The sequence below is a fragment of the Streptomyces sp. WG5 genome, from assembly GCF_049974565.1.
In the GTDB taxonomy this organism is placed as follows: domain Bacteria; phylum Actinomycetota; class Actinomycetes; order Streptomycetales; family Streptomycetaceae; genus Streptomyces.
Map to the genome: position 1 here is coordinate 26,440 of NZ_JBNGGC010000010.1, position 19,026 is coordinate 45,465.

Here is a 19,026-nt window from a genome sequence, read left to right on the forward strand (position 1 = left end):
CCCCCGGCCGGTGGTGCACCCGGCCGTCTGCTGCCGACGAGCCCCCGGCGTCCCGGTGAATTCCGGTGACGCCGGGGGCCGCGTCGTCATGTGGCGGCCGAGCGGTACTTGCGCACCGCCAGGGTCCGGAAGACCACGATGATCAGGACGGACCAGATCAGCGAGGCCCAGACGGGATGCTGCATGGGCCAGGCGTCGGACTGCACGACTCCCGGGTTGCCGAACAGCTCGCGACAGGCCTGCACCGTGGCGCTGAACGGGTTCCACTCGGCGATGTGCCGGAGCCACGGGGTCATCTGGCTGGAGTCCACGAAGGCGTTCGAGACGAACGTCACCGGGAACAGCCAGATGATCCCGCCGGAGGTCGCCGCCTCCGGGGTGCGTACGGAAAGGCCGATCAGCGCACCGATCCAGGTGAAGGCGTATCCCAGGAGGAGGAGCAGGGCGAAGCCGGCCAGGATCTTCCCGGTGCCGGTCGGTTCCGCGGAGCCGGTGCGCCAGCCCACGATCAGCGCGACGATCGCGAGGACGAGCAGCGTGACGGCCGTCTGCGCGAGATCGGCGACGGTACGGCCGGTCAGCACCGCACCGCGGGCCATCGGCAGGGAACGGAACCGGTCGACGAGTCCCTTCTGCATGTCGTCGGCGATACCGGCCGCCGATCCCGCGGTGGCGAACGTGACGGTCTGCGCGAAGATGCCCGCCATCAGGAAGTCCTTGTAGACGTCCGGATCCGTGGTGTTCCCGATCTTCATCGAGCCACCGAAGACGTAGGTGAAGAGGACCACGAACATCACCGGCTGAATGACCCCGAACAGGACCATCTCGGGGATCCTGGTCATCCGGATCAGGTTCCTGCGGGCGATGACCAGGGAATCGCGGAGGGACTGGCCCACGGGGTTGGCGGGCGCCGCCGCGACCCGCGTGGCATCGGTGCCTGCGCTCACTTGGCCTCCTCCTTCTCCTGCTGGTGACCGGCGCCCGCCGCCCGGCCGTCCGCCTCCACCTCGGCCTCGGCCATGCGGCCGGTGAGGGAGAGGAAGACGTCGTCGAGAGTGGGGCGGCGCAGGCCGATGTCGTCGATCTCGATGCCGCGGGTGTCGAGTTCGCGGATGACCTCGGCGAGCAGCTTCGCGCCGCCGGTGACGGGGACGATGAGCTTGCGGGTGTGTTCCTCCACGGCGGTCGGGCCCTTGCCGAACCCGGCGAGCACCTCGGCGGCCTCCGTCATGTGGTCGCGTTCGTGGACCACGACCTCGACGCGTTCTCCACCGGTGCGGGCCTTGAGCTGGTCGGAGCTGCCTCGGGCGATGACGCGGCCGTGGTCGACGACGGCGATGTCGTGCGCGAGGTGGTCGGCCTCCTCCAGGTACTGCGTGGTCAGCAGCAGGGTGGTGCCGCCGGCGACCAGCTGTTTGATGACCCCCCACAGCTCCTGCCGGTTGCGTGGGTCGAGGCCGGTCGTCGGTTCGTCCATGAACATGACGGGCGGGGAGACGACCAGGGCGGCCGCCAGGTCGAGCCGGCGGCGCATGCCTCCCGAGTAGGTCTTCGTCGGGCGGTCGGCGGCGTCCGCGAGGTGGAACTGTTCGAGCAGCTCGCCGGCCCGGGCCTTCGCGGCCCTGGCCCTCATCTGGTAGAGCTGGCCGACCATCTGGAGGTTCTCCCGGCCGGTCAGGTATTCGTCGACGGCGGCGAACTGGCCGGAGAGGCCGATCGACCGCCGCACCTCGTTGGGCTGCCTGAGCACGTCGATGCCCGCGACGACCGCTCTGCCGCTGTCGGGGCGCAGCAGGGTCGTGAGGCAGCGGACGGCGGTCGTCTTGCCCGCGCCGTTCGGCCCGAGCAGGCCCAGGACCGTGCCCTCGGGAACGTCGAGGTCGACGCCGTCCAGAGCCCTTACGTCACCGAAGGTTTTCACCAGGCCTTCGGCATAGATGGCGCCTGGCATATGAGTCTCCACGTCTTCGGGGATACTTCGGAAAGCCTAGGTTTGTACGTTTCACTCCGCTCAGCGAGCGATTCGAGACACACAGTAACGCGATGTATCGCGTTGCACAATGCGGTGACACGGACGAGTGACCCCGACGATGACGGGCCAGCACCTGACCCGGGCGATGGCGGGCCAGGTGCCGACAGCCGGCCGGCAACGGTCAGGTGATGCCGGTCAGACGGCAACGGTCAGCTGGTGCCGGTCAGACGGCGGCGGTGAGCCGGACGGCGGTCGACCGGACGGCGGTCGACCAGCGGCGGCCAGCGGGACGGCGGTCCGCGCGGGACGCCGCTCAGCCGATGACGGGGTACCCCGCCTCCCGCAGCGCCCGGCCGACCTCGGCACAGTGCTCCGGACCCTTCGTCTCCAGGTGCAGCTCGACCTCGGCCTCCGTGAGCCCGAGCCGTGGATCGGTCCGGACGTGGCTCACGTCGAGGACGTTGGCGTCCACCACCGACAGCACCCCGAGCAGTGTGGCGAGGGCGCCGGGCCGGTCCGTCAGACGCAGCCGGACCGCCAGGTAGCGGCCCTGCGCGGCCATGCCGTGCCGCAGCACGCCCTGCATCAGCACCGGGTCCACGTTGCCGCCGGACAGCACCGCCACCACCGGCCCCGCGAAGGCGCCCGGCTCGCTCAGCAGCGCCGCCACCGGACTCGCCCCGGCCGGCTCGACGACCAGCTTGGCCCGCTCCAGGCACAGCAGCAGCGCGGTGGACAGCTCGTCCTCGGAGACCGTGCGGACCTCGTCCACCAGGTCGCCGACGATCCCGAACGGCACGTCACCGGGCCGTCCCACCTTGATGCCGTCGGCCATCGTCGACGGATTCTCCACGGCCACCGGGCGGCCGGCGGCCAGCGAGGGCGGGTACGCCGCCGCGCCCTCGGCCTGCACGCCCACGATGCGCACGTCCGGCCGCAGCGCCTTCACCGCGACCGCGATCCCCGCCACCAGCCCTCCCCCGCCGATGCCGACCACGACGGTCCGCACCTCGGGGCACTGCTCCAGGATCTCCAGCCCGACCGTGCCCTGCCCCGCGATGATGTCGGGGTGGTCGAAGGGGTGGATGAACACCGCGCCCGTCCGCTCCGCGTACTCCTGCGCAGCGGCCAGCGTCTCGTCGACCACCTGGCCGTGCAGCCGCACCTCCGCGCCGTAGTCGCGGGTCGCGCTGATCTTGGGCAGCGGGGCGCCCTTGGGCATGAACACCGTCGAACGCACCCCGAGCAGCGACGACGCCAGCGCCACGCCCTGGGCGTGGTTGCCCGCGCTGGCCGCGACCACACCGGCGGCCCGCTGCTCGGGCAGCAGCCCGGCGATACGGACGTAGGCGCCGCGCAGCTTGAACGAACCCGTCCGCTGGAGATTCTCGCACTTGAGGTGCACCGGCGCGCCGACCAGCTGGGACAGGTGCCTGCTGCCCTCCATCGCCGTCACCCGCGCCACACCCGAGAGCATCTTCTGGGCTCCGCGCACGTCGTCGAGAGTGACGGGTCCGACAAGGGCGGCCGTGCTGTAGCTCATGTCTCCAGCATCGCAGTTCGCGGGCGCCGGGGGCCGTTGTGACCAGCCTCCGAGACCCGCCCGCTTTGCGCAGCGCCGGCACGCCCCGCCGCCCGGCCGCGTACCCTGTCCCCCAATCAGCAGCCCTCCACGAAGTGAGCCCCCGGCCATGCCCACAGCACCTGAAATGTCGATGGACATGACGACTGCCGGTGACACCGGTCTTCTCGAGACGCTCCAGCACGAGGTGGCGCTCTTCGCCCGTCGTGCCGAACAGACCCGGCTCGGAGGTGTCGGGCAGGTGCGCAACTCCATGGACCGCGCCGCCTACCTGCTCCTCAACCGCCTCGACAAAGAGGGCCCGATGGGCGTGAAGGCGCTCGCCGCGAGCATGGGCATCGATTCCTCGACGGTCACCCGGCAGGTGGCCCCGCTCGTCGACACCGGACTCGTCAAGCGGACCTCGCACCCCGAGGACGGCCGCGCGGTCGTGCTCCAGCTCTCCCCGCGCGGCGAGTCTCGGCTGGAGGAGGTCCGGTCCTCCCGGCGTCAGCTCATGGCCGAACTGACCCACGACTGGGCACCGGAGGAGCGCGAGGCGTTCTGCACGCTCCTCACGCGCTTCAACGGGGCCCTGTCCGCCCGTATGGCCCCGCCGGGCGCGGCGGGGCCGGAGTCGCCGTCGGCCTCCTGAGCCGCCTTCCACCGGCTTTCCCGGGCGGTTCGCACCGCACTCTTGACCGGCGGGCCGCCCCTGGCCTGATATGAGACCTCAGGGTCGTCGCCGTCCGGTCGGGAGGCGCGGTGCGAGAACGGCAAGCGTCCCAGAGTGCCCGCCGGGACCGGGAGTTCGAGGCGTTCGTCGCGGGCGCGGCAGGCCGGCTGCTGCATGCCGCCACCCTGCTCACCGCCGAACCGGCGGGCGACAACCCGCGCGCGCGGCGCCTGCTGGGCCTGTCCCTCGCCCACACGTACGCGTACTGGGACCGGCTGCGCGGGGAGGACCCGTACGACCGTGCCCGGCAGTACCTGGCCACCCGCTTCGCCCGTGAGGCCTGGCACCGGTACGGCGGCGGCCTCGGCCGGGCCCGCCGGCGCCCCGTCGGCACCCTGGGCGGGCTCGCCCCGCAGGAACGCCTGATCCTGGTGCTCAGGCTGTACGAGGGGGTCGCCGAGGAACAGGCCGCCGCCCTGCTGGGCCTGCCCGTGGAACGCGTACGGACGATCTGCGACCGGGCGGCGGCCACCCTCCTGCACCCGCCCTCGGGGTCGGCCGGCCCGGCGGCGGCTGCGAAGGCAAAGGCGGCGAAGACGAAGGCGGCGACGCCATGACGGGCGCGACGGCCGGCGCGACGACCCGCGCGGCGGCCGGCGCGGCGGCCGGCGCGCGCGCGTGGCGCACCGGAGGACGCCGGTGAACCGCCCCCAGCGGGAGGCCGCCGTACGGCGGATCATGGAGCAGTCGGCGCCCCGGGTGCCGCCCGGGATGTACGCGGACGCGGTGCGCCGCGGCGGTCGCATGCTGCGGCGCAGGACCGCCGCCCGCCGCCTGATGTGGCTGGTGCTGTGCGCCGCGGCCGTGGCGTTCACGGTGTGGGCGGTGACCGTCCAGCCCTGGGTGGAGCCGCCGTCGGAGACGACCCCACCCGTGACGGGCTGGGAGGGCTGGTGAGCCCGTCGGACTAGCCGAGGGCCTGCTGGAGGTCCGCGAGCAGGTCGTCGACGTTCTCGATGCCGACCGACAGACGCACCAGGTCGGCGGGCACCTCCAGGGCCGAACCGGCGGCGGAGGCGTGCGTCATCCGGCCGGGGTGCTCGATCAGCGACTCGACGCCGCCCAGGGACTCACCGAGCGTGAACACCTTCGCGCGGTTGCAGACCTCGACGGCGGCCTCCTCGCCGCCCGCGACGCGGAACGACACCATGCCGCCGAAGGCCTTCATCTGCTTGGCGGCGACCTCGTGCCCCGGGTGCTCCGGCAGGCCCGGGTACAGCACGCCCGTCACGCGCGCGTGCCGGGAGAGCATCTCGGCGACCTTGCCGGCGTTCTCGCTGTGCCGGTCCATGCGCACGGCGAGCGTCTTGGTGCCGCGCAGCACCAGCCAGGAGTCGAAGGGCCCGGCGACCGCGCCCATCGCGTTCTGGTGGAACGCCAGCTCCTCCCCCAGCTCCTGGTCGTTCACGATCAGCGCGCCGCCGACGACGTCCGAGTGACCGCCCATGTACTTGGTCAGGGAGTGCACGACGACGTCGGCGCCGAGCGCCAGCGGCTGCTGGAGGTACGGCGTGGCGAAGGTGTTGTCGACGACGAGCCGGGCGCCGGCGTCCCGGGCGACCTGGGCGACGGCGGCGATGTCGGTGATGCCGAGCAGCGGGTTGGAGGGCGTCTCCACCCACACGGCCTTGGTCTTCGGCGTCAGCGCGGCCCGCACGGCGGCGGGGTCGCTGGTGTCGGCCACGGACCACTCCACGCCCCACCGGGTGGCGACCCTGGCGAAGAGCCGGAAGGTGCCGCCGTACGCGTCGTTGGGGATCACCACGTGATCGCCGGGGCTCAGCAGCGTACGCAACAGGCAGTCCTCGGCCGCCAGTCCGGACGCGAACGCGAGGCCGCGACGGCCGCCCTCCAGGGCGGCGAGGTTCTCCTCCAGGGCGGTACGGGTCGGGTTGGCGCTGCGGCTGTACTCGTAGCCGCCGCGCAGTCCGCCGACGCCGTCCTGCTTGTACGTCGACACCTGGTAGATCGGCGGGACCACCGCGCCCGTCAGGGGGTCGGCGGTGTTGCCCGCGTGAATCGCGAGCGTCTCGAAGTGCTGACTGATGTGCCTGTCGCTCATGAGCACCGAGGGTAGCGGCGCGGACGACTCCGCGCGTTTTCCACAGGACCACGGCACAGGTTGGCCAATTGTCGGCGCCGTCTGGTTCGCTTGAGACATGGAGATTCTCTGGGTCCTGATAGCACTGGTCATGCTGGCCTTCGTGCTGCTCCCCGTTCTGCGGCGCCGACGGAGCGCGGTCGGCCTGGTACCCGCCGGCCACCCGGACGCGGCGGACCCCGCGCACTACGGCTTCGCCCGTGAGGAGGAGCTGGACATCCGCATGCCCGGCCCCGACCAGGACCTGCTGGACGTCCTCGACCTGGTGCAGCGCACGCAGGACTACCGGGGGGCCCAGCAGCTCCTGGCCGGCACGGAGGCGGCGGGCGAGCGGCGCTGGCAGCGCGTGCAGGCCTTCGCGGGCGCCGCGTCGCTGGAGCTGGCGCAGCGGCCCGGCGGTGTCGGGGAAGCGCCGGGCGGGCAGTGGCTGCGGGTGTGGCGGGCGGAGGCGCCCAAGGACGCGGGCGGCGCGGCCGTGCACGCGGAGTTCCTGGTGCAGCAGGCGTGGCGGACGGCGACGCCGGGCACGGACGACTTCCGGATCATCATGGAGGAGGCGAAGGCGGCCTGCGCGGAGGCGGCGCTGCTCGCCCCCGGTGACCCGGTCCCGTACATCGTCGAGCTCTCGGTCGCCCGCGGTCTCGGCTACCCGCGTGAGGACTTCGAACAGCTCTGGCTGAAGATCCTCGACCGCGCCCCGAACCACATGGGCGCGCACCTGGCGGCCCTGCACTACTGGTGCGAGAAGTGGCACGGCTCCCGCGACCTGGCGTACTCCTTCGCGGAGGCGGCGGCGGCCCGCGCCCCGCAGGGTTCCCTCCTCGCGGCGATGCCGCTCTTCGCGGTCTTCGAGCACCTGCCCGAGGTCAACCTGGTCAGCGGTTTCTACCAGAGCGAGGTCGTCACCAAGGCGGTGCACGGCGCCCTGCACGCGGTCCACTCGGCCCGCCCCGACGACCCGATGCAGGCGCACGTCCGCCACCTGCTGGTCTTCTTCCTGGTCCGCGGCGAGCGCTGGGCCGAGGCCATGAACCAGCTGATACTCATCGACGGCCACGTCGGCGCCCTGCCCTGGACCCTGTCCACCGACCCGGCGGCGGAGTTCGCCGTCTACCGCGCCCTGGCCGTGGCGGGGTACGAGGCGAACGGCGGCAGCCCGGCGACGCTGCCGCGCTGACGGCCCTCCGCCCGGCGGCCCGGCGGGATTCCCGCCGGGCCGCCGGCGGTCAGCCCTCGGTGCGGGCGGGCAGTCGCCATCCCGGGCGCGGGAAGTGGCAGGTGTAGCCCTCCGGGTAGCGCTGCAGGTAGTCCTGGTGCTCGGGCTCGGCCTCCCAGAAGGGGCCGACCGGCTCCACCTCGGTGACGACCTTGCCCGGCCACAGCCCGGAGGCGTCCACGTCCGCGATCGTGTCCTCGGCGATCCGCTTCTGCTCGTCGTCCACGTAGTAGATCGCGGAGCGGTAGCTGAGGCCGATGTCGTTGCCCTGGCGGTTCTTGGTGCTCGGGTCGTGGATCTGGAAGAAGAACTCCAGGATCGCGCGGAAGTCGGTCTCCTCGGGGTCGAAGAGGATCTCGATGGCCTCCGCGTGCGTGCCGTGGTCCCGGTACGTCGCGTTCGGCACGTCTCCCCCGGTGTATCCGACCCGGGTCGCCGTCACACCCGGGAGCCGGCGGATCAGCTCCTCCATCCCCCAGAAGCATCCGCCCGCCAGTACGGCCCTCTGCGTCTGCGCGGCCATCACGGCCCTCCCATATCTCTCAGCCAGGTCATTCGGGCTGCTCGGCGCGCACACCGCCGACATTCACTGCCCGTTCCCTGCAACGTGCGCGGGTCCCGAGCCATTCCGTCGCTCCAGGACGAACCTCGTCGCCGCCGGAACAAGGGTCGCGGGTTCCTCGCCCCCCGCGGCCGTTCGGAACCTGCTCGACGGGTGACCCGACCGGACGTGCCGCTTCGGCCGTCGAGCGCGGCGTCCACAGCTCGCACCGGTGGGGATCCCCGGAGCTCAGTGTCCCGTGTCGCCGAACTTGACCGCGTGCCATCGAACCTTGACAGAAGCGAGTTCGTGTCATCGAGGATTGATCGCGCTGGTCAAAGCCCTGACAGCGATCACCCGGCCCCATACTTGACCGCGCCACCACGCCACCGACGCGCCGACCGCCTCACGGCAAGGGCATTTCCTGCTCAATCCAGTGCGTGATCGATGGGCGCGAGGGGCGCCAGCCAAGGTCGTGAGCCCGGGTGGCACGTACGCGACTGTTGGCGCCGAGGGCGTACCGGGAGAAACCCTCCCCCCACGCGGCTGCGGCGGAACCCAGATCCCACGGCTCCACCGGCCCCAGGCCCAGCCGACGGGCGATCGCCTCACCGATATCGGCGAACGAGGCGTCCTCGCCGCCCTCCACGAAGTAGAGGCCCGTGGCCGCGGGGTCGGTGAGCGCTAGGTGATACAGATCGGCCATGTCATCGAGGTGCACCGTCGACCAGCGGTTCAGGCCGCGTCCGACGACGCGGACGGTCCTGCCGGCCTGGGCCTGTGTGACCAGCGGCGGGATCAGCACGGTCTGCGGGCGCGGTCCCATGCCGTTGCCGTAGATCAGTGAGTTGCACAGCACCACCGAACGCACTCCCTCCGCAGCGGCATCGACGACGGAGCGGTCGATGGCGTACCGGGCCCGCCGGATCTCGTGGTCCCCCGGGCTGAAAGGCTGCGCGTCGTCGAAGACCACTTCAGCTTCGTACTGGCCCTGGGCGTCATCACCGATGACGCTGGTCCCGCTGGTGTGGATCAACACCTTGCCCGAACCCCGCAGGGCGTCGACGAAGGCGGCCACAGCGCCGCGGTGATCGCTGTGCGCGGCATTGATGACCGCGTCGGCGCGGTCGGCCTCTCGCTTGAGCAGCGCCGCGTCGTCGAGGTCCCCGACGACCGGTGCGATGCCGGCGGCGGCGAGAGCATCGACCACGCCGGGCGTGCGGGTCAAGCCGCGCACCGTGTGCCCCTCGCGGATCAGACGGCGGGCTACGGCTCCGCCGATATAGCCGCTGGCCCCTGTGAGAAAGACGTCCATGATGACTCCTGACGATGTTGGGGCGGTGGGGGTGTCAGCTGCGGAAGCGGCCTGCGGCACGCAGGGCTTCATCCAGCGGCAGGCGCTGCTGTTGGTCGCCGAACTCGCAGATGCGAGTGATGCGCCCCTCGTGGACCGTCACCTGGAGGCAACGTGAAATGCGCACCGGGGTGCCGTTATCCAATTCGCCCGAAGCGGTGGCGGCCAGAGCGAAGCCGTGGTGGTCGACGTGGAGGGACCAGATGCGGTCGGCGTGGTTTCTCATGAGGTCGGCGGTCGCACGGAGCATCCGCAGCATCGCACCCGCGAACTCCTTGCCGGGAAGTGACACGGTCTCGTGATCGAAGCTGTGCCAGACCTCCACGGTCTCGGCGAAGAGCAGATCGAACTCGGGGTCGACCTGCGTCAGGCTGTATGTCCCGGTGAACCGATTGGCGACTTGGCGCACAGCGGCCAAGCAGGCGGACGACTCGGAGTCCTGCTCCTCGGGCCGGCTCGCAACGGCTGCGGCTATGTCACTGCTGGTCATCATTGCCCTCTCGTACCTACCCCGATGCAGTAGGGGCGCTCGAGAACCAGCGTCCGCGTAACCGCGCCAATGCGCGAAGGCGCCTTGCTGTTATGGCAAAAATTGCCGCTCGGGTGGTCTCAGGTAGCGCGGGGGCACAGGTCCCTGGGCCGAACATGGGGCCCTGACCTGCCCATCCCCGCCGGTCCATTCCCACAAGGCCAGAGGAAGCACACTCGACACTGCCCTCAACGTGGCACAGGACACTCAGGCGCCTGACTGGCGACACGGGGCCTCCGCACGCCGACGGGGCACGTCGTCCGGGTGCTCGGGCCACTGCCTCGGCCCGCCCTGCTCACTACTGGCTAGTCGCGTACCCGCTTGTAGGGCCTGTTTCCCTTCGCCACGGAGCGGAATTCCTTGTGCACCCACTGCGCGCAGTTCTTGCACGGCGGGGCGACCTTCTCATCCGCGCCGTAGGTGGCGAGGTCGAACGATCTGGGGTTCTTGTTCCGGGCCAGCAGCGTGACGTAGAGCTGGGCTTCCGCGCAGTTCTCGAACGCCCGGTTCTCGGCCCGCTGCAGTCCGCTCCAAGGCCTTTTGTCCTCGGGAAGTCGGGCGTACATGTCCTGGACGTCCAGCGGAGCGTTGCCCAGCCCGCTCCTTGCCTCCACCGCGTACCCGTTCGAGGTGGCGATCGCGAGCTTCTGGTTGGCGTCGCGCGGTTCGTTCAGCTGCTTCCGCTGGTTCTCGGCCTTCCTCGCCCGCTTCTTCTCCTCTCGCTGGGACTTCGCGGGCTTCCGCTGCACGACCGAGGTGGGCGGGTGGTGCGCCAACGCCATGGAAACGGCCGCGTTCCCGGCAGTGCCCTGCAGCCTCTGGACCGCCGCGGGAGAGAACCGGTCGGCGGAGCCGGAGTACCGGTGTCCATGGGCGTCACCGGTACGGGCTTCGCCGCCCCGGACCAGTGGGCTGGTGCGTGTCTCCGCCTCCGGAGCCCGCGCGGAACCATCGCGCCTGTCCCTCATACCCGCTTCCCCGTTCCTGCGCCCACCCGGCCTGACGCCCGACACACCAGGATTCGAGCCACCGGAGCAGAAGGGAAGGCACACGGGGGCAGCCCCCGGGGCAACAGGTGTTGCACACCCGTGGTTCCCCCTCGCCATGGCGGCGGCCCCGGAAGCCCGCTCATGGCCCTCCGGCGGTGCACTGCACCTCTGTACGGTCCTTCCCCCGGTCAGTCCTGCCGGCGCAGCCCCGCGACGAGGAGTTCGACCAGGCGGCGCGCGTCGTAGCGGGGGTCGTTCTCCGCGCCGATGCAGAGGTTGCCGACGCCGCGCATGAGTTCGAGGGCGGACAGGTCGGACCGGATCTCGCCGGAGGCGGTCGCGGCGTCGAGGAGCTGGGCGCACACGGGTACGAGGCGGTCGAGGAAGTACGCGTGCAGCGTCTCGAAGCCGGCGTTGTCGGACTGCAGGACGGCGGCGAGTCCGTGTTTGGTGACCAGGAAGTCGACGAAGAGGTCGATCCACCCGCCCAGTGCGGCGTACGGGGTCGGGCTGCTCGCCAGGAGCGCCGGGCCGGCCTCGGCGCAGGACTCCACCTGGTGCCGGTAGACGCCGATGATGAGGTCCGCCCGCGTCGGGAAGTGGCGGTAGATCGTGGCCGTTCCGACGCCGGCCCGGGCCGCGATGTCCCGTACCGGCGCTTCCACGCCGGACGCGACGAAGACCGCGGCGGCCGCGTCGAGCAGGGTCTTCTGGTTGCGCCGGGCGTCCGCCCGTTTGGCCCGGCCCGCGTGCTCCGTGGCCCTGTCGCCGGCCTGCTCCTGCACCACGTCGTTTCCTCCGCCATCCGGGATTGCTAAACGGAACACCGTTCCGTATGGTTGTCACCACCAAACGGGACAGGGTCCCATTTGGTCATGATGCCAGAGCGCGGCACCGGCCACCAAGCGCGCCTATTGGCATGCCCCTGACATAAATCTCGGAAGCTCCGACGCGCCTCGTCATGCCCTCGCGTCGTTGTCCGCACGCCCCTTCACCACACCGGAGGAACACCGTCATGCAGTACCGCGCCCTCGGCCGCACCGGCGTACAGGTCAGCTCCCTCGCGCTCGGCGCCATGAACTTCGGCAGCATCGGACGCACCACCCAGGACGAGGCCACCGCCCTCGTCGACGCGGCCCTGGAGGCCGGGGTCAACCTCATCGACACGGCCGACATGTACGGCGCCGGTGAGTCGGAGGAGATGGTCGGCAAGGCCATCGCCGGCCGCCGCGACGACATCGTGCTGGCCACCAAGGCGGGCATGCCGATGGGCGAGGAGCGCAACCACCGGGGCGCCTCGCGCCGCTGGCTGGTCACCGAGCTGGACAACAGCCTGCGCCGCCTCGGTGTCGACCACGTCGACCTCTACCAGATCCACCGCTGGGACCCGGCCACCAGCGACGAGGAGACGCTCTCGGCGCTGACCGACCTGCAACGCGCCGGAAAGATCCGCTACTTCGGCTCCTCGACCTTCCCCGCGTACCGCGTCGTGGAGGCCCAGTGGGCCGCCCGCGAGCACCGCCTCGGCCGTTACGTCACCGAACAGCCCAGCTACTCCATCCTCCAGCGCGGCATCGAGACCGACGTCCTGCCCGTGACCGAGCGGTACGGGCTCGGTGTGCTGGTGTGGAGCCCGCTGGCCTCGGGCTGGCTGTCCGGGGCGGTCCGCGCGGGCCGGGAGATCGCCACCCACCGCTCGGCGTTCATGCCGGAGCGCTTCGACACCTCCCTGCCCGCCAACCGGGCCAGGCTCGACGCCGTCGAGCGGCTGGCCGAGGTCGCCGACGGGGCCGGCCTGACCATGATCCAGCTGGCGCTCGGCTTCGTGACCGCGCACCCGGGCGTGACCAGCGCGCTCATCGGCCCCCGCACGCCGGCCCACCTGCGGTCGCAGCTCGCCGCCGCCGACACCGTGCTGTCCGCCGACGTCCTCGACGCGATCGACGCGATCGTCGCTCCCGGGACCGACCTGGCCGCGCACGAGAAGTTCGACACCCCGCCCGCGCTGCTGGACGCGTCGCTGCGGCGCCGCTGAACGCCGGGCTCACGCGCGGCGCGCGGCAGCCGTCACCGTCCGGCGCCCGGCCCGCTCCGTCAGGAACTCCTCCCACGTCCGCCGGCCCGTCCGCGCCGCCTCCCGCGTGAGGCGGGGTGAGGCACGGGCGGGCCAGGGCGGCCAGGTTCCTGCTTCCTGCCCGCCCGGGCGTCCGCCGTGTGTGTCTACGGCGGTACGACCCGGGGCGGCGCGGACGTGTGACAGGGCGGGAGAGGAGGTTCCGCGAGGATCAGATCGTCGCCGTGTCGATCACGAAGCGGTACCGCACGTCGCTCGCCAGGACCCGCTCGTACGCCTTGTTGACCTCGGACGCGGCGATCAGCTCGATCTCGGCGCCGATGCCGTGCTCGGCGCAGAAGTCCAGCATCTCCTGGGTCTCCCGGATGCCGCCGATCATGGACCCGGCGAGGGTCTTGCGGCCGCCGAGCAGCGTGAAGAGGTTGAGGGAGACCGGCTCCTCGGGGGCGCCGACGTTCACCAGGGCGCCGTCCGTCTTCAGCAGGCCCAGGTAGGCGCCGAAGTCGAGCGGGGCCGAGACCGTCGAGACGATCAGGTCGAAGGTGCCCGCCAGCTGCTCGAAGGTGGCCGGGTCGCTGGTGGCGTAGTAGTGGTCGGCGCCCAGCTTCAGGCCGTCCTCCTGCTTGCGCAGCGACTGCGACAGCACGGTCACCTCGGCGCCCATGGCGTGCGCGAGCTTGACGCCCATGTGGCCGAGGCCGCCCATGCCGACGACGGCGACCTTCTTGCCGGGGCCGGCGTTCCAGTGCCGGAGCGGGGAGTACGTGGTGATGCCGGCGCACAGCAGGGGCGCGGCCTCGTCCAGCGCGATGCCCTCGGGGATGCCGAGGACGAAGTTCTCGTCGACGACGATCTTCTCGGAGTAGCCGCCGTAGGTCGGCTCGCCGTCCTTGCCCACGGCGTTGTAGGTCCCGATGTTGCCGCTGGCGCAGTACTGCTCCTGCCCGGCCTTGCAGTTGTCGCACTCTCCGCAGGAGTCGACCATGCAGCCGACGCCCACCCGGTCGCCGACGGCGTACTTGGTGACGCCGGGGCCGACCTCGGAGACGATGCCCGCGATCTCGTGGCCGGGGACCATCGGGAAGATGGCCTCGCCCCAGCCTTCCTGTACCTGGTGGATGTCCGAGTGGCAGATGCCGGCGAACTTGATGTCGATCAGGACGTCGTGCTCGCGCACCTCGCGCCGCTCGATGGTGGTCCGCTCCAGCGGGGCCTTGGCGGCGGGTGCGGCGTATGCGGCGACAGTGGTCATGCCGGGGTCTCCGGAATTCTCGTGGCAGCGGTCTGGGTACGGCCTCCAGCCTGCCTCCGTTCCGGACACTCACCCAGACCACGGTTCTGCCTACGACCAGCGTGCGTACCACCGACGGGGACAGGCTTCCGTACGTACGACCGGGAATACGACCGGCCATACTGGAGGACATGGATGGACAGCTGGACCGGCGTGCCGAACTGAGCGAGTTCCTTCGCACCCGGCGGGCCCGGCTGAAGCCGGAGGACGTGGGGCTGCCGTCGTTCGGACGGCACCGTCGCGTGCCGGGGCTGCGCCGGGAGGAGCTGGCGCAGCTGGCCGGGGTGTCGGTGGCGTACTACACACGCCTGGAACAGGGCAACGGCCGGAACGTCTCGGCGGAGGTCCTGGACGCGATCGCCCGCGCGCTCCGGCTGACCGACGCCGAGCAGGCGCACCTGACGCATCTCGCCAAGCCGAAGCAGCAGCGCCGGCGGGCGGCGGGTGCGCGGGCTCAGCAGCCGGTCCGGGTGGCCCTGCTCCAGTTGCTGGACTCGATCGAGACCGTGCCGGCGTACGTGTCGGGCCGTCGCTCGGAGATCCTCGCCTGGAACCGGATGGCGGCGGCCCTCTTCGGCGACTGGGGCAAGCTGCCGGCCGAGGAGCGGAACTGGGCGCGGCTGGTCTTCCTGAACCCGGACTACCGCGACCTGTTCGTGGACTGGGACCAGAAGGCGTCCGACATGGTCAGTTTCCTGCGCATGGACGCGGGCCGGCACCCGGACGATCCCCGGCTGTCCGCGCTGGTCGGCGAACTCTCCGTGAAGAGCGAGGAGTTCCGGCGGCTGTGGGCCACGCACGACGTCAAGGAGAAGAGCTACGGCGTCAAGCGGATGCGGCACCCGCTGGTCGGTGACCTGACGCTGTCCTTCGAGACGTTCCGCCTGGTCGACGACGACGAGCAGGCTTTCGTCACGTACCACGCCGAGCCGGGATCCCCGTCGGCGGAGGCGCTGCGGCTGCTGGCGAGCTGGGGGACGGACGCGGCGGCCTCGCTCACGCCGTGAGCTCCGCGGCACGGTCCGCGGAGTGATCCGACGCCGCTCGGCGAGCCCCACGATCCGGTCGGGCTGTCCGGCCGTCCCACCCGGCGGCATGCCCGGGGCGAGCGGCGGCGACCCGTGCGGGATCGCCCAGGAGGCCGGCGAGGGACACCCGGCGCTGTGCCGCACGCGGGCGGCGCAGCGGCCTGGCCGGGGCCGTCGGCTCCGGCCAGGCCGTTCACGGGGTGCGGCCTACCTGCCGTAGTACGCGTCGTAGATCGTGATCACCGACTCGTTCTTCTTCTTGTCGGTGATCGTGGCGCGGAAGGAGACGGACTTCCCCTTCGCCGGGTTCCTGAGGGTGACCTTGCCCTTCTTGACCGTGGTCTTCTTCCAGGTCTTGCCGTGGTCGTAGGACAGATGCACGGTGAGGGACGTGAGGTTGCGGCCCGCGGCGGCGCCCTCGACGGTGACCGGGACGGTGACCCGCTTGCCTGCCGTGGCCTTGCTGTCCAGACCGGTGGCCGCCGCGAAGCGGGCGGTGGAGGCGGGCAGCTTGGTGAGGCCGGCCGTCTGCTCGGAGCGGAACGTCCAGCTCGCGTCGATGCGGCTGGAGGCCGCGGCGACCTCGGCGGACCGCTTGACCGACGTCGTCAGCCGGTACCGGGCGTCACCGGAGGGGACCTGGAACCCGTCCTCGCCGAACAGCGGGTCCTGGTGGGAGCCGACCTCGGTGCCGTTCCGGTAGAGCGTGGTGGCGACCGAGGTGAAGGCCGAGGAGCCCTCGTGCCCCTTGCCGTCGGCGAAGAGCGGGAGGAGGCCGGTGATGGTGTCGCCGTCACGGTAGAGGCCGACGTCCGGGGTGAGGCGCGGACCGAAAACGGCCGTGTTGAAGGTCTCCCTGTAGCTCTTGCCCGCCTTGTAGCGCTGGGGCGTGCCGAGCGTGTAGCGGGCCTCGATGGCCGGGAAGCCCTCGGCGTCCTGGCCGCCGTACTGCTCGAAGCCGAGGCGCCACGTCACGCCGCCCCCGGTGGACAGGTGCAGGGTGCGGATGCCGGGCAGGGACTGCTCGATGCCGATCGAGGAGCCGCCGACGCCGCCGGGCAGCCAGCCGATCGCGGAGACCGCGCCCTTCTTCCCGCTCGCGGAGGCGCCGAGGCCGGCCTTGAGGGTGGCCAGCTCGCCCGCCTTGTGGTGCCGGGTGTAGCCGGTGGCGAGCTGTTCGGTCGTGCCGCCGGCGATCACGTCGTACTGCTCCGTGGCGCCCTTGCTCCAGTGGCCGTCCCACTGCTGGCTGAGCGAGCCGTCGGTGATCCGCGGGCCGAGGTGCCTGGTGCGCAGGCCCTCGTAGGAATCCAGCCACAGGCCGTAGCCGTAGGTGTTGCCGTCCGCCTCCACCGTGAATTCGACGGCGGCGAGCTCGGGCTTCGCGGCCTTGTCCGGGACGGTGATGTTCACCGGCTTCGCGGTGCGCGCGTCCAGGGTGACGGTGGTGTTCCCGGTGACGTCCAGTCTCGGCTGGGCGATCCAGTCGGCGCCCTTCCAGGTCTCCGGGTCGTCGCTCACGCGGATCGAGGAGTTGAGGATGTAACCGCCCTTGGGCAAGCGGACGGTGACGGTGCCGTCGGCCTCGTACGGAGTGACCCAGATGTCCTTGCCGAGGCCGGAGGTGCCGGCCAGGTCGGCCTCGTAGTTCGGGGTCGGTTCTCCGTCGCGGCCGATGACCTTCAGCGTGACCTCGTACGTCTCCACCTCTCGGTGTACGGCGACGGCGGTGCGGACGGTCTGCCCGCCGCCGTCCGCCGTGACGTACGCGGAGTAGGTGCCGTCGACGGTGCCGCCGAGCCTGGTGTCGGCGGTGAGGGCCACGGAGGCCTTGCCGCCCGCCGGGACGGTGACCGAGGTGGCGCCCAGCGTGAAGAAGTCCGCGGGGGCCGCCTCGCCCCTGGGGTCGGTCGCGGTCGACGTCAGCTTGAGCGTGACGTCCTCGGTGCCGAGGTTGCGGTAGGTCAGCTGCCTGGTGACCGGCTCGTCGTCGGTGTGCGGCCACTGCTGGGTGCCGAAGCCGGCCGACACCGGGTCGGCGATCACGGTCTGCCCGATCGCCCTGTCGACCTGGACGCGGCCCGAACCCTGCTGGAAGGGCGTGTACGCGCCGCCCTTCGCCGATCCCGTCAGCGCGCCCTTCAGCTCGGCGTACGTCCAGTCGGGGTGCTGCTGCTTGAGGAGGGCCGCGGCGCCCGCGACGTGCGGGGTCGCCATCGACGTACCGGAGATGGTGACGTATCCGGCGGGCTGCTCGCCCTCCTCCCCGGCGAGGACGCTGCCCTTGGCGGAGGCGGCGGTGATGTCGACGCCGGGGGCGGTCACATCGGGCTTGATCGCGCCGTCGAGGCCGGGGCCGGTGCTGGAGAAGGACGCGAGCTCGTCCCCGTCGTCGACCGCGCCGACGGTGAGGGCGGCGGCGGCGCTGCCCGGGGAGCCGACGGTGCGGTCGCCGAACTCGCCGTCGTTGCCGGCGGCGATGGCGAAGAGGATGCCCTTCTCCTCGGAGAGCCGGTTGACCTCGGCCTCCAGCGGGTCGGTCTCCGGGGTGTCGGCGCCGCCGAGGCTGAGGTTGATGACGTCGGCGCCCTGCGCGGCCGCCCACTCCATGCCGGCGAGGATGCCGGAGTCGTCACCGAAGCCGTCGTCGTCGAGCACCTTGCCGTTGAGCAGCTCGGCGCCGGGGGCCACGCCCTTGTACGCGGCGCCCGCCTTCGCGCCGGTGCCGGCGGCGGTGGAGGCGACGTGGGTGCCGTGGCCGTGCCTGTCGGTGGCGTCGGGCGAGAGGGAGAAGTTCTTGGACGCGACGACCTGGTTCTTCAGGTCGGGGTGGGTGGCGTCGACGCCGGTGTCCAGTACGGCGATCTTCACCCCCTTGCCGTCGTAGCCGGCGGCCCATGCCGTGGGGGTGCCGATCTGCGGGACGGACCGGTCGAGGCTGGCCCTGCGGACGCCGTCGAGCCAGACGTGCGCGATGCCGGAGGCGGTCCTCCCGCCGTCGGTGACCGCGTCCCACAGCTCGGGCGCGTCCTCGTGCGGGGTCTGTACGGCGTCGGCGTTCAGGGAGGTCAGGGAGCGGCGGAGGGTGCCCGCGTCGCGGACGTCGGCCTTGGTGGCCTTGGCGCCGCCCCGGTAGCCGACGATGACCTTCAGGCCGTTCCGCTGGGCCTTGCGGGTCGTCGCCTTGTTCAGCTCGGTGATGTCGAAGAGGCGCTGGTCCAGTCTGCCGGTGGCGACCAGGCGGGCGGCGTCGGCCGGGACCACGAAGGTGTGTCCGCCGGCTCTGCGGATCTGGACGGGTATGTGCTCACGGCCCTCGGCCCGCTCCAGGCCGACGACGCGGCCCTTGGCGTCGACCGCGACCCGGTCGCCGGTGATCAGTGTGACGCGGTGCCGGGCGGTGCCGGTGGCGGCCTGCGCGGCACCGGCCGGTACCGCCGCGGCGCGTGCGGGAGCCGCCGTGCCGTCCCCGTCCGCCGTCCGTGCCCCGTCCGCCGCGGCCGGGCCGGTCATGCCCGCCGCGAGGGCCACGGCGGCCGCCGTGGCCGTGACGGCCCTTTTCACTTGTCTGTGCAACGTTCCCCCTTGCGGAAGTACCGGGAGAATTCCCCGTTCACCCGGCCGGGGGTGGTCT

General features: G+C 71.7%; 17 protein-coding genes. 6 read left to right on the forward strand and 11 right to left on the reverse strand.

Going from position 1 to position 19,026, the window contains the following annotated elements:
* Positions 1-86: 86 nt before the first annotated feature.
* The 3 genes from ACP4IX_RS12335 to ilvA all read right to left on the reverse strand — a co-directional run bounded on the left by ACP4IX_RS12335 (position 87) and on the right by ilvA (position 3,515).
* Complete coding sequence (locus ACP4IX_RS12335) at positions 87-947, reverse strand: ABC transporter permease (protein ID WP_426526303.1); 861 nt, start codon at positions 945-947, stop codon at positions 87-89.
* The gene (locus ACP4IX_RS12340) at positions 944-1,951 is read right to left on the reverse strand and encodes an ATP-binding cassette domain-containing protein (RefSeq protein WP_426526305.1); all 1,008 of its coding nucleotides are present in this window, start codon (positions 1,949-1,951) and stop codon (positions 944-946) included. Before ACP4IX_RS12340 ends, ACP4IX_RS12335 begins: the two co-directional genes overlap by 4 nt.
* 334 nt (positions 1,952-2,285) lie before the next feature.
* Positions 2,286-3,515 carry a threonine ammonia-lyase gene (ilvA, locus tag ACP4IX_RS12345; protein ID WP_426526307.1) on the reverse strand — a complete coding sequence of 410 codons (1,230 nt, stop codon included), beginning with the start codon at positions 3,513-3,515 and terminating at the stop codon, positions 2,286-2,288.
* 166 nt (positions 3,516-3,681) lie between these two features.
* Between ilvA and ACP4IX_RS12350 the strand changes: the two genes are divergently transcribed.
* The 3 genes from ACP4IX_RS12350 to ACP4IX_RS12360 all read left to right on the forward strand — a co-directional run bounded on the left by ACP4IX_RS12350 (position 3,682) and on the right by ACP4IX_RS12360 (position 5,166).
* A complete protein-coding gene (locus tag ACP4IX_RS12350; RefSeq protein WP_426526319.1) occupies positions 3,682-4,188 on the forward strand; it encodes a MarR family winged helix-turn-helix transcriptional regulator in 507 nt (168 codons plus the stop codon).
* 110 nt (positions 4,189-4,298) lie between these two features.
* Positions 4,299-4,826, forward strand: a complete 528-nt coding sequence (locus ACP4IX_RS12355; RefSeq protein ID WP_426526309.1) for a sigma factor-like helix-turn-helix DNA-binding protein — start codon at positions 4,299-4,301, stop codon at positions 4,824-4,826.
* A gap of 82 nt (positions 4,827-4,908) precedes the next feature.
* On the forward strand, positions 4,909-5,166 hold the full coding sequence (locus ACP4IX_RS12360) for a hypothetical protein (RefSeq protein WP_426526311.1): 258 nt from the start codon (positions 4,909-4,911) through the stop codon (positions 5,164-5,166).
* A 10-nt stretch (positions 5,167-5,176) separates the two neighbouring features.
* Here ACP4IX_RS12360 and ACP4IX_RS12365 read toward each other — a convergent pair whose 3' ends face one another.
* Positions 5,177-6,331 carry a cystathionine gamma-synthase gene (locus tag ACP4IX_RS12365; protein ID WP_426555504.1) on the reverse strand — a complete coding sequence of 385 codons (1,155 nt, stop codon included), beginning with the start codon at positions 6,329-6,331 and terminating at the stop codon, positions 5,177-5,179.
* Positions 6,332-6,428: 97 nt separating this feature from the next.
* Between ACP4IX_RS12365 and ACP4IX_RS12370 the strand changes: the two genes are divergently transcribed.
* Positions 6,429-7,547 (forward strand): hypothetical protein, encoded by a 1,119-nt coding sequence (locus tag ACP4IX_RS12370; protein WP_426526315.1) that lies wholly within the window; start codon positions 6,429-6,431, stop codon positions 7,545-7,547.
* A 49-nt stretch (positions 7,548-7,596) separates the two neighbouring features.
* Here ACP4IX_RS12370 and msrA read toward each other — a convergent pair whose 3' ends face one another.
* From msrA to ACP4IX_RS12395, 5 genes are all read right to left on the reverse strand, one after another.
* On the reverse strand, positions 7,597-8,109 hold the full coding sequence (gene msrA, locus ACP4IX_RS12375) for a peptide-methionine (S)-S-oxide reductase MsrA (RefSeq protein ID WP_426526515.1): 513 nt from the start codon (positions 8,107-8,109) through the stop codon (positions 7,597-7,599).
* Positions 8,110-8,533: 424 nt separating this feature from the next.
* Complete coding sequence (locus tag ACP4IX_RS12380; protein ID WP_426555505.1) at positions 8,534-9,442, reverse strand: NAD-dependent epimerase/dehydratase family protein; 909 nt, start codon at positions 9,440-9,442, stop codon at positions 8,534-8,536.
* 34 nt (positions 9,443-9,476) lie between these two features.
* Complete coding sequence (locus tag ACP4IX_RS12385; protein WP_426526512.1) at positions 9,477-9,974, reverse strand: hypothetical protein; 498 nt, start codon at positions 9,972-9,974, stop codon at positions 9,477-9,479.
* Between the two features lie 341 nt (positions 9,975-10,315).
* A complete protein-coding gene (locus ACP4IX_RS12390; RefSeq protein WP_426526510.1) occupies positions 10,316-10,978 on the reverse strand; it encodes a hypothetical protein in 663 nt (220 codons plus the stop codon).
* A 209-nt stretch (positions 10,979-11,187) separates the two neighbouring features.
* On the reverse strand, positions 11,188-11,787 hold the full coding sequence (locus ACP4IX_RS12395) for a TetR/AcrR family transcriptional regulator (protein ID WP_426526508.1): 600 nt from the start codon (positions 11,785-11,787) through the stop codon (positions 11,188-11,190).
* A gap of 227 nt (positions 11,788-12,014) precedes the next feature.
* Between ACP4IX_RS12395 and ACP4IX_RS12400 the strand changes: the two genes are divergently transcribed.
* Positions 12,015-13,034 carry an aldo/keto reductase gene (locus ACP4IX_RS12400; RefSeq protein ID WP_426555506.1) on the forward strand — a complete coding sequence of 340 codons (1,020 nt, stop codon included), beginning with the start codon at positions 12,015-12,017 and terminating at the stop codon, positions 13,032-13,034.
* Between the two features lie 250 nt (positions 13,035-13,284).
* Here the strand turns inward: ACP4IX_RS12400 and ACP4IX_RS12405 are convergent, their stop codons facing one another.
* Complete coding sequence (locus tag ACP4IX_RS12405; protein WP_426526505.1) at positions 13,285-14,325, reverse strand: NAD(P)-dependent alcohol dehydrogenase; 1,041 nt, start codon at positions 14,323-14,325, stop codon at positions 13,285-13,287.
* 170 nt (positions 14,326-14,495) lie between these two features.
* Here ACP4IX_RS12405 and ACP4IX_RS12410 point away from each other — a divergent pair, with 170 nt between their 5' ends.
* Entirely contained in the window at positions 14,496-15,371 is an 876-nt protein-coding gene (locus ACP4IX_RS12410; protein ID WP_426526504.1) for a helix-turn-helix domain-containing protein, read from the forward strand.
* Between the two features lie 228 nt (positions 15,372-15,599).
* Here the strand turns inward: ACP4IX_RS12410 and ACP4IX_RS12415 are convergent, their stop codons facing one another.
* Complete coding sequence (locus tag ACP4IX_RS12415; RefSeq protein WP_426555584.1) at positions 15,600-18,905, reverse strand: S8 family peptidase; 3,306 nt, start codon at positions 18,903-18,905, stop codon at positions 15,600-15,602.
* Positions 18,906-19,026 lie beyond the last annotated feature (121 nt).